Origin of the sequence: Winogradskyella sp. MH6 (genome assembly GCF_022810765.1) — a bacterium.
GTDB lineage: Bacteria > Bacteroidota > Bacteroidia > Flavobacteriales > Flavobacteriaceae > Winogradskyella.
The window spans coordinates 697,435-716,912 of the sequence record NZ_CP094494.1 but is presented as its reverse complement, the minus strand read 5'-3'; the positions used below and the strand labels follow the sequence as shown (position 1 = coordinate 716,912).

The 19,478-nt window shown below is 35.5% G+C and carries 5 protein-coding genes; all 5 read right to left on the bottom strand.

The annotated features are described in order from the left end of the window. Position 1 precedes the first annotated feature (1 nt). The 5 genes from thrA to MST30_RS03300 all read right to left on the bottom strand — a co-directional run bounded on the left by thrA (position 2) and on the right by MST30_RS03300 (position 19,312). Complete coding sequence (gene thrA, locus MST30_RS03320) at positions 2 to 2,449, bottom strand: bifunctional aspartate kinase/homoserine dehydrogenase I (RefSeq protein ID WP_243472991.1); 2,448 nt, start codon at positions 2,447 to 2,449, stop codon at positions 2 to 4. 123 nt (positions 2,450 to 2,572) lie between these two features. Beyond that, complete coding sequence (locus MST30_RS03315; protein WP_243472990.1) at positions 2,573 to 8,509, bottom strand: T9SS type B sorting domain-containing protein; 5,937 nt, start codon at positions 8,507 to 8,509, stop codon at positions 2,573 to 2,575. Between the two features lie 92 nt (positions 8,510 to 8,601). Next, the gene (locus MST30_RS03310) at positions 8,602 to 10,473 is read right to left on the bottom strand and encodes an OmpA family protein (RefSeq protein WP_243472989.1); all 1,872 of its coding nucleotides are present in this window, start codon (positions 10,471 to 10,473) and stop codon (positions 8,602 to 8,604) included. Positions 10,474 to 10,498: 25 nt separating this feature from the next. Continuing rightward, entirely contained in the window at positions 10,499 to 11,434 is a 936-nt protein-coding gene (locus MST30_RS03305) for a PorP/SprF family type IX secretion system membrane protein (RefSeq protein WP_243473850.1), read from the bottom strand. Between the two features lie 30 nt (positions 11,435 to 11,464). Continuing rightward, on the bottom strand, positions 11,465 to 19,312 hold the full coding sequence (locus MST30_RS03300; protein ID WP_243472988.1) for a choice-of-anchor J domain-containing protein: 7,848 nt from the start codon (positions 19,310 to 19,312) through the stop codon (positions 11,465 to 11,467). Positions 19,313 to 19,478 lie beyond the last annotated feature (166 nt).

The window sequence follows — 19,478 nt, the reverse complement described above, 5'->3', positions numbered from 1 at the left end:
TTTAATTTCTTCCTAAGGTGATAATATCTCCAAACAAGCCAGATGCTGTTACTTCTGCGCCAGCACCAGCTCCTTTAATTATCAATGGTTGCTCAATATATCTTTCGGTAAAGAACAGTACGATATTGTCTTTTCCTTTTAGGTTGTAAAAAGGATGTTCTTTGTTAATTTCTTTTAGTCCTACACGAGCTTTACCGTTGTTAAACTCGGCAACATATTTTAGTTGACAGTCATTGTTTTTGGCAGAATTGTATAGTTTGCTAAAATGCGAAGCTTCAGTTTTTAAGGTGTTGTAAAAATCATAGACTGTTTTTGCTTTTAGACTTTCTTTTGGTAAAAACGATTGATTTTTAATGTCTTTTAAATCGAGTTTAAAACCTGCTTCCCTAGCAAGAATTAAGATTTTTCTAGCCACATCAACACCACTTAAATCTATTCTTGAGTCTGGTTCTGTGTAACCTTCTTCTTGGGCTTGTTTCACGATGTCATGAAAACTGCTGTTGTCATCAAAATTATTGAAAATAAAATTCAGACTTCCAGATAAAACGGCTTGAATTGAAGTAATCTTATCTCCTGAATTTATTAAATTATTAAGTGTGTTTATGACTGGTAATCCTGCGCCAACATTAGTTTCGAATAAAAACGAAGCATTGTATTTTCTCGATAAATCTTTTAACTCTTGATAGTCGGAATATTTAGAAGAACAAGCAATTTTATTACAGGCAATTACCGAAATACTTTCTTTTAAGTAGTCTTTGTATGTTTTTGCAACTTCTTCGTTTGCGGTTACATCTACAAAAATGCTATTGCTAAGGTTGAATTCTTTAACGGTATCAAAAAAAGATGTGTGAGATCGTTTTTTTCCTTTTTTCAACTGTTCGTTCCAAGAGTTGAGATCAATTCCTTCCTCATCAAAAATCATTTTTTTAGAATTACTAATGCCAACAACTTTGACATTAAGCAATAGATTTTCGTTCAGGTAGCTTTGTTGTTTGTTTATTTGATTTAATAAAATAGCACCAACATTACCAACGCCAACAATAAATAAGTTGAGGGTTTTGATTTGCTTTTCAAAAAAGCGGTTATGAAGTGCCGTAAGTGCTTTTTTAATGTCTTTGTTAGAAATAACCGCTGAGATATTTCGCTCTGAAGCTCCTTGTGCTATAGCTCTTACGTTGACATTGTTTTTACCCAATGCTCTAAACATTCTGCCGCTAATGCCTTGATGGTTTTTCATATTGTCACCAACAACGGCAACAATAGCCAAACCATCTTCAACCAGCAGAGGTTTTATTTTCTTTTTTGAGATTTCATAAACAAATTCTTCGTCAACTATTTGTTTTGCTTTTTTTGCATCAGCACTGTAAACACCTACACATATAGAGTGTTCTGAAGAAGCTTGAGTAATTAAAACTACATTAATATTACTTCTCGATAATGCAGAAAACAAACGCTTAGAAAAGCCGGGAACACCAATCATGCCATTGCCTTCTAATGTTAGTAGGGCAATATTTTCAATATGACTTATGCCTTTTACAGGTTCTTTTTTGTCTTTACTTTTTTTGGTAATAAAAGTGCCTTTGTCAGTTGGTGCAAACGTATTTTTTATGTGAATAGGAATATTCTTTTGCAAAGCAGGTTGAACCGTTGGTGGATACAATACCTTAGCGCCAAAATGCGATAGTTCCATGGCTTCCTGATACGAAATCTCTGTAATAGGAAAAGCTTGCTTTACCAATTTTGGGTTGGCTGTATACATGCCGCTAACATCAGTCCATATTTCTAAAACGTCTGCTTTTAAAGCTGAAGCAATTAATGCTGCCGTGTAATCTGAACCACCTCTTCCTAATGTTGTGGTGTCGTTGTTTTTGTTTCTGGAAACAAAACCAGGTAACAAAACAACTTTGTCTTTGTTCTTTTTAAAAAACGTTGAAATGTTAGTTGAGGTTTCCTTTGTTTTTACAATAGCATTTGTAAATGTAGAATCTGTTAAAATGAGTTCTCTGCTATCTTTTAAGGATGAATTTTGAAGAGTTTGTTCTAAGGCTTCAGAAATAATATAAGATGATAAAAGCTCTCCAAAACTTACAATTTTATCAATGGTTTTGTTAGAAAACTCGTTGATAAGGTAAATGCCTTGAAGAATTTGTTTTAACTCTTCAAGCTTTGAATTGACTTGTTTTAGAACGGTTTGCTTTTTTTGTCCTTTAATTAATCCTTCGACAACATTATTGTGACGATCTGCAATTTGTTGAAAAACCTCTAAGTAGTTTTCGTCTTTAGCTGTAGCAAGCTCACCAGCTTCAATTAGCATGTCTGTTGTACCACCAAGAGCTGACACTACAACAGCGATTTCATATTTTTTAGATTCGTTTTCTAGAATCTTAATGACCTTTGATATGTTTTCGGCATTGGCAACTGAAGTGCCTCCAAACTTGAGTACTTTCACTTGTAAATTAATCTTTTAACAATGATATTAAAAAATGTGTAAAAAAGGTACTTGCCTAAAGTAAATATATTATAGAAAGTCTGTGATAAAGGTGGTTATAGGATAAAAAACAAAATAAAGCAGTTATCTCTTTAAAGCAAAATGTGCCCTAAACTCTTTTCTCTCGCCTGAACTTGGCTCGTTATACTCTACAACAAACCAATAATCGCTAGATGGCATAAGGTTGCCATTATATGTACCATTCCATCCAGCACTATTAGCACTGATTTGTTTTAATAATTTGCCATACCTATCAAAGATAGAGATTAGTGCGTCTTGGTTTTCTATTATGGTTATATTCCATGTATCATGAATACCATCTCCATTAGGTGTAAAGTATTTAGGATAACCCATTACGGTTACTATATCATAGCTTTCACCACAGCCAAATTTATCTCTAACGGTAATAGTGTGTTCGCCTATAGAAACATCTGAAAAGGTTGAAGAGTCTTGCCAAGAATCACCATCTAGACTATATTCATAGATACCGCTTCCGGTTACAGTCACTTCAATACTATTAGAATTTGAAAATGCATCAGATGTAATATTAGCTTCAACTATTGGTGGTTCGCTAATGGTTACGGTTGTGCTAACTTCAAATGATTCACATTGCGTGTTGCTATTTGTTGCAATAACACTATAAATGCCTCCTTGCGATGGAAGATATTGTCCTTCATTAGCGCCTTGTATTTCAATACCGTCTTGATACCAGACAAAAGCATAGTCTGGTGTGCTTAATCCAGAATCTAAAATAGGCGAATCAATAATTTCGCTACCATTGGTGTTTATACAGAGTATATATTCATCATCTAGACTTACACGAGGTAAAGAGTTTACTTCTATAGTAGCGGAAGTTACATCATAGCAAATAGAGGTGTCGTTACCAGCCGTATCTAGAGTGTTGTTGTCTACTCTTATCCAAATTGTTTGTGGATTAGCAATGTTTTCATAATCTGTAGATAAAGGGTTTATCGCTAATTCAGCATCAGTTTCATTAAGATAGTAGCTTACAATGTAATTATTAGGATCTTGACCATCTAAAACTTCTTCGTTTAAAGTTGTTAAATCAAACGTAGCTGTATTGTTTGTGTCAACATTGTCATTATCCATTTCATCATCACAAATCTGATAAGTTAAATCTTCACCATCACTATTGGCAAGAGCTCCTTCTTGAACTTCGATATTAAAACTAGCTGAACTTACAGAGCAACCTGTTTGAGTATTTGTTAGCGCTACAAATATTTGTTGCGGATTACTAATATTGGTGTATGGACTTACAAGTGCATTTTCAATATTGTCGGCATCTTCTTGCGAAATATGATAGGTTACTTCGTATAATGTGGCATCAAGACCGTTTAAGATTTCGTCATTCTTTGATGCTAAATCAAAGTTGTAAATGTTGTCTGAATTTACCTCACAAACAATAAAATCTGTAATGGCGCTTATCTCCGGAAGTGGCAATACTTCAATTTCAAAATTTACGATGGTATAGCAGCCCGTTGTATCATTAGTAACCCTAACATAAATAGTTTGAGGAGAGCTAATGTTGCTATACATGGTTGGGTCTGCTATAGCTGCTAACCCGTTTTCAGCATCTTCATTTGAAATGTGATAAGTCGGTGATACACCATTTTCGCCATTGAGTAATAATAATTCGTGTGTAGTTAAATCAAATAGCTCCGTGTTGTCACCAGAATTATTATCGTCGCATAACTCAATACGAGGTAAGTTTTCTGTTGGTGTTGGGTTGGGTAAAACCCTTAGTGTTAGCGTTGTGTAATCTACACAGCCAGTATCTGTATCTGTAACAACAGCATATATTGTTTGCGGATTTGCTGCAGCTCCATTAACAGAAGTGTTAGTGTAAGCTTCGGCATTAATAGCATTGGTTTGCATTTCTGCCTCCTCTTGAGTTTCGTAATAACTTACTTCGTAACTATTATTTCCACCTGTTATTTCAGCGTTTTTATCTGTGAGATTAAAAACCGTTACTTCATCATCTATCTCATCATCACAAAGCTCTAATGGAGTGGGAGATATCGCAACAGGAGGTAACTCTACACTAATGTTAAATTCGCCTGTAGCATAACAATCGTTAATCGTACTTGCTAATCTTACATAGATTGTTTGAGGGTTGCTTGTATTTGTAAAATTTTGCGGATTTGATGTAGGATTATTACCAGATTCGGCATCTACCTCAGAGACATGGTAAGTTAACGCTACATTAGTTTGAGTACCTAAAATTTCAGTATTTTGAAGGGTTAAATCGAAAGCTGAAAATCCATTGTTGTCAGTGTCGCAGATGGTAATATCTTCTAAAGCCGAAGGAATTTCAGGAATTGCTAAAACAGAAATAGTTAAGGTTTCTGAAGCGTTATAACAACCTGTTAAAGTATTGGTGAGCCTAATATATATGGTCTGGCTATTTATAGAAATATTGGTGTAAGGACTAACTAGCGGGTTTATTCCAGAATCAGCATCGCCAAGGGTTTCGTGGTAGGTGACCTGGGTGTTTAGCTCTCCACCAATAATTTCTAGTGTTCTATCTTCTAGATTGAAACTGGTAAAACCGTCATTATCATCATCACAAACCTCAAGATTTGTTGGTGGAGTAGGCGATGGTATTGGGTTTACTCTAATTAACATAGTTATTGTACTTACACAACCTGACTCGTTAGTAGCTCTTACAAAAATGTTTTGCGGATTAACAATGTTAGTATAAGGACTTGTTATTGGATTGTCTCCATTATCTGCATCTAATTGTGTTAGGTGGTAAGTAAGGCTAATTCCAGTCTGTCCATTTAATATTTCATTAGAAGTATCTTCAAGATTGAAAGTTTCAATTTCATCACCTGAATTGTTTTCGTCACATAAATTTAAAGGTGAAGGTTGCGTTAAGACAGGTAATTGATTAACAATCAACTCTAGCGTTGTCAACTTATAACATCCAGAATTAACATCTTCTACACGTACCCAAATGATTTGGGTATAGCTGTTTATATTAGTAAAATTGTTTGGGTTTACTATTGAATTGGTTCCGGCTTCAGCATCACTTTCAGATATATAATATGAAACTGTATATAAAGTTGGATCAGCTAAATTTTGAAGAATTTCTGTTTCTTTGCTAGGTAAATCAAATTGTGCAAAACCATCTCCAGAAGCATCGTCGCAAACTACCAGTGGAGTAGGTACAGCACCTAGTTGAGGTGTTGGATTTACGATTAAATTCAATTCAACAATAGTTTCGCAATTGGTTGCAATTGTTGAACTTTCAACCCTTGCATAAACCGTTTGCGTATTAGCCATAATGTTATTATATGGGCTTACTAAAGCATCTACATTATTAGACGCATTCGCCATAGTGTCGTGATAGCTTACGGTAAGTGTTGGATCACCACCTGTAATTTCAAGATCTTTACTGGTTAAGTCAAAAACACCAAAGCCATCACTGTCTTCGTCACAATATTCTAATGGTGTTGGTGTATTGGCAGAAGGTGCTTGCTCTACAATCAGTTCTAAGGTGGTTGTGTTATAACATCCGGTATTAATATCTTCAACTCTTACAACTACAACTTGTCCGTTTACAGTATTAGTATATGGAATAGCTAAAGGATTTGCATCATTGTTGGCATCGTTTAAATCGATATGATAGCTCACGCTATAGTTGGGATTACTGGCTGTTATTTCTTCATTTTTTAATGTTAAATCTATACTTGTAATACCATCTGGAGTACCGTCGTCACAAACCTCTAAAGGTGTTGGGTCTATAATAGTAGGAACTGGAGTTACAATTATATTGAAGGATGAAATGGAATAACAATCTGTATTAAAATCATTTTCGGCTCTAACATAAATGGTTTGTTGCTGAATGTCTGTATTGGTGTAAGGACTTGCTAACGGACTTATATTACCCTCAGCATCTGTTAAAGAAGCGTGATATGTTATTGTAATATCTGTTGCGCCATCTAAAAGTAATGGAGTTTGCGTATCTAAATTGAATTGGGCAATACCATCATTGCTAGCATCATCACATTCATCTAGAGGTTGTACAGTAGCAACGGTTGGCGTGTCAAAAACTTCGAGAGCTATAGGAGCTATAGTAAAACAGTCGGTGGCATCAGAATCTACACGAGCATACACCGTCTGGTTATAAGCTGTAGTATTTGTGAACAAGGTTGGGTCTGCAATTTGTGGAGTTCCAGCTATAGCCTCAGTTTCAAGTACGTAATAAGTAACTGTTATTGCTTGTGTGTTTCCTGCTATAATTTCTGCCTCAGCATCTGTAAGATTAAAAGTTCCAATACCTTGGTTAGCGGCATCACAAGATTGAAGAGCCATTGGTGTATTGGCAATTGGAGCATCAATAACTTGCAGATTTAGTGTGGTGTAGTCTACACAGCCCAAATCGGTTTCAACACGAACAAATACCGTTTGGTTTGCCGAAGTGCTATCGTAAGGAGATACTAGAGCGTCTCCTGTATTTCCAGTTTCGGCTTCTAATTGTGTTTCATAATACGTTACTGTAACATTTGCTTCGTTATTTGAAATTGTAGCGCTTTGGGCATCTAAATCAAACGTTGCGGAATTAGGATTAGTACCATTGTTACAAGCCAAAAGTGGATTTGGGTCAATTACTGTTGGTAACGGATTTACCGTAATGGTTTCAGTAGAATTTATATTTAACACACAGCTGGCTGCGCTTGGACTGGTTACCGAAATAATATCAATAATAGTTGTTGCTGTTAAGTTAGCTAAGGTTAACGTGAAATTTCCTGTAGCATCTAACGTTAAATTTTGATTGGCTCCACCATCAACAGTATAGGTGATTTCGGTGTTTGCATCACCAGAAAACTGAAGTTCACCATCTTCGCCTTCACATATTGGGGAATTATTAATTACAGTTGGAGCGTTCAATGAAACAACAGTTACAGTTTCTGAATCGGTTTCTAATTGAGAGCAAACAATGGTTCCGTCGGCTGCTAAAACTTGAGCATTTTCTAAACTAACCGTAATGTCTACTGTTGGTGTCTCTGTTAAGATTGCTGTGCCAGAAGCATCTAATGTAATTTGCTGAGTTGTACCACCATCGATGTTATAATTTACAGTAGCATTTGGTGTTCCGGTAAATGTGAAATTTATAGAATCTCCTTCACAGATTTCGGTATCTGAAACCGCCATTGTAGCTTCTGGAATTGGAGAAACAACCAAATCGAATTCGGTGATATTATAGCAATCTGTTGAACCATTTGTTGCTTTTGCATAAATAGTCTGAGGATTTGAAGCATTGGCATAAATACCTGGCAACTGATTAATATTATCAACAGCATCTGCTAAACTTGCAAAATATTCAACTGTGGTACCAGCTTCAGAATTAATTGAATTACTAAGACCGTTTAAATCAAAAACAGCTAAATCTTGTGTGCTGCTACATTGTACAACGTCGTCAATTTCGTTTATATTTGGTTGCGATGGAAATGCACCTGTACCTTCGTTGGCAGTTCCTGTCCATTGTAATTCAAAACCGCCATCACCTGCAGGTCTGTCTATAACAATGAAATAAGATTCGCCTACATTTACATTAAGCCAATACACATATCCGTTTCCATTAGCTCCGGGACCTGTTTGCGTTAATGTTGTACTTCCGTTAATTCCTGTGTGATTGTTTGGAAGACCAGCCTGGTTTGGATTTGTTGTAGCGCATCTAATTGGGTTGCCAAGTGTGCCACAATTAACATTAGGACCATATACCCAAAAATCGTAATCTACATTAATATCTGGATCGTTAGGAATAAGGTCAAACCCTAAGGTTCCTGCTTGCACAATATTTACTTCTAGCCATAGAGAATTGTGCTCAAAGCCACTACAGGCATTTACTTCAAATTCATTACCAGAACCAACAGCATTAGACATAAAGTTACCGTTACCACAAACCGTTATAGCATTAACACAATCGTTAGGTTCTTGTGCAGATAACTGTATTGCAGAAAAGACTAAGCAAGTAAAAAATATTAAATGTTTCATATTAATACTCATAACACATTTTTCTATTTTCATTTGTATTTATAACAAGTAACTATGTAACCGTTTTAGACTAACTTCTCCTAGTTAAATTTTTAGTTCTTTTTGATTAAAAACTCTGACCTTCTGTTTTTAGCATCTTGGCTATCTGTGCAATTTGGTGTGCACTTAACAAGAGGTTCATTGCTTCCAACACCTTCAGAAGATAATCTAGATTTGTCAACACCTTTGGATATGAGATATTGTACTGTTGATTCAGCTCTTCTTTCAGATAATTTTTTGTTGTAATCTACAGCGCCTTTTGTGTCTGTGTGAGATCTCACTAAGATTTTCATTTCTGGATAATCTTTCATGATTTTTACCAATTTATCTAACTCTAATGCACCTTGTTGGGTGATGTTACTTTTATTGAAAGCAAAGTAGATGTTATTTAATTTAACTTCTCTTTCTGTAATGATTTCATTGATCGGCTCTAGGTCAACATTAATAGTTACATCATTCCCTTCTGATTCTTCAACAGGAATTATAATATCGTTGTAGCCTTTTTTTGATACTGAAATACTATACGAGTCCTCACAGCTTACATTAAAGTCTGTTTTTCCATTTTTATCAGACTTTTGAGTTGCTATTTCGCGATTTTGACTATCTAAAATAGTGATTTCAGCATTCTTTACAAATGCATTAGTAATTCTATCTTTTACAGTTATTAAGGTTTCAAATTGACAAATAGGAATAGCAAGATAGATATTGTCTGAGCCAGATCTGTTTGAAGAAAAGTAGCCGATTTTATTTAGAGAATTAACACTAAAAGAAAAATCGTCACTTTTAGTGTTAATCCCGTTTCCCAGATTTTCGGCTTTTGTATTGTTTTTTAAATCGCATTTAAAAATATCAAAACCACCAAAACCTTGTCTTCCGCTTGATGCAAAATAAAGAATGTCATCTTCGGCAATAAACGGAAACCCTTCTTTACCAGAAGTATTAACGTTATCTCCTAGGTTTACAGGCTTACCGTAGTTACTGCCATCAATGCTAATTTTCCAAATGTCTGTATCTCCTTGTCCACCTGGCATGTTAGAAGCAAAATATAAAGTTTTACCATCTGGACTCAGGCTTGGATGACTTACCGTATAGTCATTGCTATTAATAGGAAGTGCTGTTATGTTTTCCCATTTTCCATCAATTAAAGTGGCTCTATAGATGCCTTGTTGAGCTAGTTTTACTTTATTGTTTTTAATTTTTTTGTAAGTACCCATACTGTGCCCATCTCTAGAGAAATACATGGTTTTACCGTCTTTACTTATTGTTAGAGGGCCATCGTGGTACATTGTGTTTAGCTCTGCAACTTCCTCTGGTGTAGATAGTGTTCCGTCTTCGTTTCTTATAGATTTATAGATATCCAAGTAAGATTGTTTTGTCCATAAGTCCTGTTTTTTTGAACTCTTTCTTGTACTTACAAAGTATAAGATGTTATCGTTAGAGAGCACAGCACCAAAGTCGCTCTGCTTATCATCGTTGATAGAGGTTTCTTCAATATTGAACAGTTTGTCTTTTTCTACTAATTGCGGAATGTAATTAGGGTTTTTTAGATAGTTTTTTGCACGTTCGTCATCAGGTAATAGTTTAGCAAATTCGTCCATTTGCTTATTAGCTAACTTGTATTTACCTTGAGATTTTAATACCTGTGCATATTTGTAATAAGTTTCCGCACTTGGCTGTTTTTCTAATGCAGTTTTATACCATTTAGCAGCTTCCTCTATATTATAAATATTATAATAGCTGTCTGCCAATTGTGTGCTTATGTATGTGCTAATACCCTTATCTCCTGAGAGTTTTAAATACTCTTCTATAGCATCTACATATTGATAACTATTATAAAGCTTATCGGCTTTTTCTGTTTTTTTGTTTTGTCCTAAGCTAATGGAAGTAATTAGCAGTAGGCAAAATAAACTAATAATGTTTTTCATTTTTTTTGAAATTTTCATTTATATATTAGAAAAATCTAGGTGATATAGACACTTTCTTTGGGAAATTTAAATCGAATAAAAGCATAACTTCATGCGAAGAGGACGTTGCTCCACTTAGTTCTGAAGTTATGTGGTCGTAAGCATAGCCAACTCTTATGCTTGGTGATACAGCAAAATTTGCCATGGCACCTATAGAATCATCTAAACGATAGGTTGCACCAATTTCAAATTTATTATACAATAAAAAATTGGCTGAAACATCCAGCGAAGTTGGTGCTTCAAAAGCAGACTTCATTAAGAATGAAGGTTTAAACTTTGTGTTTTCTGAAAGATTAAACACATAACCTGCTGATAAAAAATAATGCAGCACTTCAGAGCCATAAGTATATTGTTGTCCGTTATTGCTAATGTCTAAAAACGTATTTTTTAGCATATTAGGAATAGAAAACGATACATAGTAATTGTCTGTGTAATAAAACAATCCTGAACCAATATTAAGATTAGCATTGCTAACGTCTTCGCTAAAAGCTTCATCATTAGAGTCGTTAACAAAACCATTTCCTATATCGCTAAAAAAGCCTATGTTTTGTAGTGTTACTCCTGCTTTTAGGCCAAAAGCCAAACGGTGTTCTCCACCCAAGTTTAAGGTATAAGAGAAATCTGCGTAAATGTTATTTTCTTCAACAGGTCCAATTTTATCTGAAATTACAGATAAACCTAAACCTACATTTTTGCCTATTGGACTATGAACTGATAGAGTTCCTGTTTTGGGAGCATCGTTAATGTTTATCCATTGGGTACGATACAACAAGCCTATAGCTAAATTTTCTTTAGAACCAGCATATGCAGGGTTTACTACATTCATGTTGTACATGTATTGCGTGTATTGAGGGTCTTGTTGCGCTTTAGAGCTTGTGATAAAAGCAATAGCAATACTTATAGTGATATATAATTTTTTCATTGGTATTAAATCTTTCATGTTTACTATTGATTAATGAGCTCTGTTTATGTATACCCAACCTGTAATGGTGCTGCCATCATCTTTTCTAATGCTATAGAAATATGTGCCATCAGGAAGTTCATCTCCTTTATTAGACTGTCCATGCCATTGGTTGGTGTAAGTACCTTTATATCTATATACTTCTGTTCCGTATCTGTTGTACATATAGATTTCTGTAACACCAAAGCCAGTTAAATCAAACGTATCGTTCTTTCCGTTGCCATCTGGTGAAATACCTCTTGGAATATCTCGGCATGCAGAACGCTCTGCTGTAAAAGATTGCGTTACCGAACAACCACCAAACTCTACAAGAACTGTAAACGTTGCTGGTACGCTAAATCCTGAGTTTTGATCTGCATAATCTGTTACATTGAATACCTCTGAAGTTTGATTGGTTACATTTCCATTGGCATCCATCCATGTGTAAGTTGCTTCATTTGGATTGTAAGAACCATCAACTGGAGAAGCTGTAAGTGTATAATTTTCAGCATTACATTCTCCAATGATAACAACTTCTATAGCATCTAAAATTGTAATATTGAAGCTGCTAGAACCACTTTCTGTACAGCTTGTTTCATCTGCAGCAATTGTGTAGGTTACTGTATAATTACCTAAAGAACTAGACGCTACATCTATTTCACCTGTTGAAGGGTTTATAATCAAGCCATTTTCTGCTGTGAATGTTCCACCTTGTGTAAAATCTGTATCAGTATTTGGGAATATAGCTCCGGCATCACCACAATAAATATCTTCATTATAAGTAAATGTAGTTACTGGAGTAGTCACTTCAGTTATTTCTATTGTTGTTGTAAACGTACCGCCCAAAATACAATTGGTTGTATCTTCTTCAAAAGTGTAAGTGATATCGTGTGAGCCTGCTGTTGCAGAAGTAATATCTATAGCTCCTGTGGTGCTATCAACATCTAAAGTAAGTGAGCTAAAGGTGCCACCAGATGTAAATCCTGTGGTTAAAACTGGAGAGAGTTCAGTAATTCCAATTGGGCAGATTACAGTATCTCCATAATTGAATTCAGTTTCTGGTGTTACTGAAGCATTAATCGTTATGGTAAACTCACTATTGCTGCTTGTTGTACAGTTAGCTAAATCTTCATCAATTGTATATGTGATTGTATAAGTTCCAGATGTGCTTGTATCTAAGTTTACGTCACCTGTTGTTGCATCTAAAGTAAGTCCAGTAGTAGAACTAAATGTTCCTCCCGTTGTAAAGTTGTTGCTAGGTACAATTGATATAGTTCCTGTGTTCTCACAATAAGTAGTTTGTTCGTAACTAAAATCTGTAACAGGATTTACAGTTGCAACCACTTCAATAGTTGTAGTGAATGTACTGCCTTCAATACAGTTGTCAATACTTTCTTCAATCGTATAAGTAATATCATGATTGCCTTCGGAAGCTGAGGTTAAATCAATTTCACCTGTAGAGCTATTGACAGTTACTGTAGTAGATGAGAATGTTCCTCCAGTTGCAAATCCAATTTCTAAAACTGGAAGTGCTGTAGTGCCATTAAGTAAACAGAAAGCTTCATTGCCATAGTTAAAAGTTGTAACTGGTGTTTCGGCAGCTGTAAATGTAATTGTTGTTGTAAAGGTTCCGCCTTCTAAACAATTGTCTTCATCTCCATCAAAAGTATATACAACATTATGTTGACCAGCAGAAGCTGAAGTCATATCAATTACTCCAGTAGTAGTTTCTACTGTAAGTGTGGTTGATGAGAATGTTCCTCCTGTATTAAAATCATCACTTAATGTAGGTGTTGGATTAACATCAGATAAAATACAAGTATCGTCATAACTAAATACTAATTGCGGTGTAAAGGACTCGCTTACAATAACTGAAATTTCAGCTCTAGGTCCTTCGCAACCTTGACTATCTTGATAAGCTACATAGTAAGATGTAGTACCTACAACAGAAGTATCTGGTGTTGGCGCTGTGGTGCTTCCCGTTCCTCCTGTAGCTACTGTGTACCAGACAAGGGTTAATGCATCAGTAGGTGTTGCCGTAAGTTGTTGGGCTGTATCATTTAAACAATATTCTACAGGCGATTCTACCGTTGGTGTTTCTGCTACACCATTATAGGTAATCTCTAAATCATAAGAACAGTAGCTAGTTTGCCATGTAAAAGTATATGTGCCTGGCTGAACAAAATCTGTAATATCTGTAGTATTATTATTTGGTGTTGCGATTGTAATATCACCAGGATTAGTGTCGCTGGCTATCCACATACCCATTCCATTAGCCTCAACGGTTGCCATGTTGTTGTCACAATCTATGGTAAGAGGTTGGGTAATAATTTCGTTATTAGCAACAAAATTAATAGCATCTAAGACGTTACCAATATCGTCGCCATCACTAGCTCTAAATATAAATCTAGTTTCTGTTTGATCCGTTGGAACCATATATTGCCCTGTTACCAAATCCCATCCTTGGGTTGTTCCTAGGTGGTTATTAATCATGGTGTAAGGACCACCAACAGGACCAGCAAATAGTTGAATTGTGTTACCATCAAATCTAGCTAGATGAGCAAAACTATAATCCATTAATGTCATTTGCGATGTGTCAAAATCTCGGTATAGCCCTTTAATGTTAGGATCGTTAGGATCTATAGTTGTGCCTTGGTCTGATAAAATTTGAACACATTGTCCGCCTTCATAAGGTGTAAATCCAGGAGCGTTTAATGATTCCCAATAAAAAATGTTATTAGATGAGTCTAAATTTGATCGCCATCCAGGAATTGTGTTTAAGGATATGATAGTGTTTATACCACTTAAGCCATTCAGTACAGGTTCTTCAAAACCTCCATTAACGGTATCAACTAAACATAAATCTTCTGGAGTTTTAATGCAAATACTAAATCTATATTCGGTAGATTCTGTAGTGTTTAGTGTAACTCTTACTTTGTAATTGTCTCCTACAACTAATTCTGAAGAATACATAGCAGCTAAAGCATTGTCATAGCTACATGTAATTTCTTCGAGAATGCCACCATTGTTTCTATACAGTGTGGTAATCATTTCGTAATAGGTAGGATCTCCTGCACTGTCTCTAAGACTTCCGTTAAAATTATTTAGTTCAATGATGTGAACTCTAGATTCGGCAGTAAAATCAAACCAAACATCTTTGCCGTTTTCACCTTCGCAAGTTCGTGCTTCAGGAGATACTGTCGCATTTAAAAATGAAACTTCAGTGATAGATTCCATACAAACGGTTGTATCATTTATTGGAACCGTTATAGCGTTTGAAACATCATCGTTTCTAACAAACTCAAAAGGTCCAGACCAGTAACTTTCATCATCTGTACCACAAACTGCTCTTACAAAATACTCGTAAGTAGCTACATTTAAATCTGTGAAATCATCATCAGATGGTGTATATGAATTTGTGGAAACTATGGTGCCAGATTGAGGTATTGTACCATTACCAAGAGGTTGTACGGCTACTTCCCATTGTGTTTCACTACCAGCTGGAGTCCAAGAGAATTCTGAAAATTCATTTATAGATAAGTTGGTAGGTTGAGGGCAACTTATAGCACCACAGACGGCTGTGCCTTCGTAAACAGTTGTTCTTAGAGGAATACCTGTTGGACTTGAATATACTAGGTTATTTGATGCGTCTAAAACATCAAACTGGTAGCTGTCGTATTGTGGTTGCGAACTTCCGAGAGTGTAAAAATATACTGAAAACTCTGTGCCAGAGCATAAGAATACAGTAAATGAGTCTCCTGTGTTGCCTTCAAAAGGAAGTGATTGCAAAAATTGATTGTTTTGCGAAATGTCTAATCTAGCTGAAACATCAGAATCACTAGTTAACACAAATGTGTATTGACATAAATCATCAAAATTACATCTTGTTGTTACAGATATAGGACCTGTCCATTGGCTATCTCCATCACATACAGCCCTAACATAGATGTCGTACATGGTTGAAGGATCTAGGTTTGTAACTGTAAAAGGATTTGTTGGAGCATTATAAAGGTAACTTGGGTCTGTGTCTCCAACTGGTGCTGGTGTTCCTGCTGGCTGTACTGAAATTTCCCAAGCTGTTTCAGATCCGTTGGCATCCCAAGAAACCTGTACCTCAGTATCTGTAATGTTATTTAATACGATGTTTGTTGGTTCTGGACATTCTGGTATGTCTTCAATATTTACATTGTCTATAGCTAGAGTTTGCCCTCTGTAAGATTGTGTGCTTGCATAAAATGGTACATGAAATGCAATATTAATATCTCCTGTAATACCTGAAGGGAAGTTTATAATCTTAACTTTGTATTCTACATTATTTATAATTTCTGTATCACTATCAGAATCGTATAGTACTGTGGTGAATTGATCTAAACCAATACCGTTTGTAGATAGAAGAACATCTAAATCTTCTGTAAAAAAGCTATCATTTACTCTGTAATAGTAGCGTAAACGTTGATTTTCTGTTATTGTGATGGTTGGTGAAATTAACCAATCGTCGTTTAGACCATTTGTACCAGTAAACATTACTGCTGCTTGGTCTCCTTCGTAAGAAAAGCCTGTGGTGTTTAGTTCCCAAGTTTCAAAATCGTCATTATTGTTAATTACGATCCAACATTCTTCTGTTGTTGAATCATAGTTAAAGGTTTCTGTAAAAGGAGAAGTGAAAGACTCACATAAAGTTGTAAATGTTACAGGTCCTACCCAATCACTTGTTTCTGTGCCACAGTTAGCTTGTACATAAAATTCATATTCTGTATTTGCTAACAAGTCTGATGCTGTAAAATTTGATGCTAAAACAGCTTCACCTGTAGTAGGTATGCCAGAACCTGCCAATTGTACAGCGATATTCCAGTCTGTTTCTTCAAAACCTTGTGTCCATGACAATTCTGCACTATCAGAAAATATGGTATCTACCGTTAATTCTGATGGGTTAGGACAAGCAGGTGCGTCGGTTATGCTTACATCATCAAGACTAAGTATTGACCAGCCTCCTGTAAATTCTGGTGGTACTCTAAAAGCAATGTAAACTGTTCCTGTAGCTTCAATAAATATAGATTTTTCTTCATATGAAGAATTTGTAAAAACTTCAAGAGGTGAAATAACTGTAAAACTACCAGGATTTGTATTGGTGGTTGACATTAATACCTCAAGACCAAATCGAGGAGGACCAGAGAAGAAAGAAAAATCGGCTCTATACTTATACTTTAGTTCTTTTACACCATCCATGTTAATAGCTGGTGATATTAGGTAATCATTAAAGCCAGAAGGAGGTGAAAAAGGTGGTGTTTGTATAAGTGCGTGATCTTCATCAATAGTCCATGTTGAACCGTCTGTATTTGCATCATTTATTTCCCAACAAAATTTTTGTGTATTGGCATCGTCGTCATCAAAGCTTTCATAAAAAGGAGTGTCGTACGATTCGCATAAAGTTGTAAATGTAACAGGACCTACCCATTCACTTTGGTCATCGGTAGCACAATATGCTCTTACATAGAACTCATATCTTCTACCAGAATCTAATCCATTAGCGATATATGGGAAGTTACTAGATACTAAATCTCCATCTGTAGTTGGAATGCCAGCTCCTTCATCTTGTATTACAACTTGCCATTGGGTTTCATTATCTCCTGCGGTCCATAACAACCATGCAGAATTTGTTGTGATTTGCGACTCTAGGACAAAAGGATCTAAAGGATCTGGACATGTAGGTTTATCTTCTATATAGACATCATCAAAAGAGACTCTTATTGCAGTTTCGGTTGTATTTGGCTCAACAACAAAAGCAATATTCACTTCGCCTATAATTGCTTCTGGAAGGTCTAGTATAACTTCTTGAAAGCTGGTGTTGTTTATTGTTGTTTCTGGTTGTACAATAGTTGTAAAATTGTCTCTACCAATACCAGTAGTAGATAATTTTACCGAATATGCAGAAATACCTTGTGTAGCTCTGTGTTTGAAGCGTAGTCTTTTGGGTGTAATACCATCAAAATTTACTCTTGGTGAGGCATAAATATCATTATTTAAACCATTAATGTTGTTGTTTTGTGTTCTAAGAGTAGCGTACCCTCCAATAAAACCAAAACTGTTACCATCGCCATTAACATCAAGAGTTGTCCAACATGGTTCTGGATTTTCGTTAGTGGCGTTTGTGAATTCGGTTGAATAAGGTGTGTTAAATGTAGTACATTGTGTTTTAAACGTTACGGCATCACTCCAAAGACCAGGAGTTCCGCTACAAACAGATCTTACATATATATCATAAACTGTATCTGGTGTTAGCCCAGATATAGCATTATCTAAATTGGTTGTTGTAGCAGTGCCAGATCCTGTTGGCTCACCAGATCCTGTTGGCATTACTATATATTCCCAAGAATCTGAAAAACCTCCTATGTTATCCCAGTTGAAACTAACACTGTCTTCTGTTAAATCGTTATAATAGATATCGCTTGGAGGAGCACAAGTAGGACTGCTAATTTCTAATGTAAAGCATATGCCTGCTGTTGTTGATAGCTGCGAAGACACAACTATTATATATGTTTGCCCAGCTTGTACCAACAGGTTAGATATAGATTTTGGCTCAAAAGCATTAGTGGTTATTGTGCCTGCTAAACATTCTATACCAACGTTTGCACAACTGTCGTATACAAATAATGAACTTCTGTCGTTGTAGCAATTATTTCCATTGGCTCCACCATCTGTTCCTGTTTCTTGGGTTAAGGTCAATAGGCCATCTTCAGTTGGTGTATAGGATAAGAAAATCTTATTTCCGTTAAGATAATTTGTTGTTGTTGAGCCTGGTAAACAATTAGAGCCTTGAGTAGAATAGGTAACATTTGGGTTTTCCCATTGATCTAGATTGTCTATAAGAACGTAAGGTGTGGTTGATACATCTGGAACAATAATAGGTTGGTCACAAGACAGTCCATATTTTAAAGTTTTAAAAGTAAAAGGACCTGAATACTCGCTAATAGTACTATTGTCGCAAATAGCACGTATGTAAATATCATATTCTGTATCTTCATCTAGATTGTTTAAGGTTGTTGTGTTACCTGTTACCGGAATTCCCGCTCCTGCAGGTATACCTCCTGTAGGTAATACTTGCAATTCAAAATTTGTAGCTGTAGGATGTGTCCATGAAACTTCTGCACCTTCTACTGTAATATTGTCTATGGTAACATTGTTGCTGTCAATTTCAGAACAACCTTCTAGGATAGAGACGTTGTCTATAAACCACTCGTCACCTGTTGGTGAAGCGCCGTTTTGTGTATTAACTGCTACAAATGCGATGTATATGTTTAATCCTGCTGGAATTGAAGTTGGGATTTCTACCACATTTTCTTCATAGTTGGTTTGAGATCCTGTATTTAAATTTGATTCTGTATAAGACTGTAAAACAATATTAAAACCATTTATATCTGGTTGAGCTGCAGTAGATAAACGTATTTGGTATTGCGTACCATTATCTGCTTCGCTTCCTTGTTTAGTGAAGAAATGTATTTCGCCATTTTCTGGAACAGCAAATTGTGGTGTTACCAAAAAATATTGTGCTGTGTTTTGGTCACCAATATTATCTAATGAAGGATTTATGGATACACCATTAGTGCCCAAATAACCATCTGCTGTTACTTGCCAAGTTTGAGTTCCTACTCCATTATCTACTATTGTCCATTCCGTAGGAATACCACTATCGAAATTTTCGTCTACTTGTGCTACACCTTGAGCCGAAAAAATAAAAGCAACCAACATTAACATGGCAACCTTTGATTTTTGTACCTGCTCAAAAACAGAACTCAAATTAGAGGGAAATTTTGATGAAAAAAAATGAGATTTGTCTACAACGATTAGTGACTTATTTTTCATATTGGATAATATTTTCTGTTAGTGTTTCTCTAGAATTTTACATTCTAAATGTACTAATACATATACCATATATAAAAGGCTAAGTCTTTTGTATTTGCGGAATTTTGAAAGAAAAAAAATAATATAAACAACTGTTTTTTAGTTGTTTATATTTTGAAAATATTAA

Coding starts and splice junctions, on each gene's coding strand:
- MST30_RS03315 (WP_243472990.1), bottom strand. CDS start 8,509: ATGAAACATTTAATATTTTTTACTTGCTTAGTCTTTTCTGCAATACAG.
- MST30_RS03310 (WP_243472989.1), bottom strand. CDS start 10,473: ATGAAAAACATTATTAGTTTATTTTGCCTACTGCTAATTACTTCCATT.
- MST30_RS03305 (WP_243473850.1), bottom strand. CDS start 11,434: ATGAAAAAATTATATATCACTATAAGTATTGCTATTGCTTTTATCACA.
- MST30_RS03300 (WP_243472988.1), bottom strand. CDS start 19,312: ATGAAAAATAAGTCACTAATCGTTGTAGACAAATCTCATTTTTTTTCA.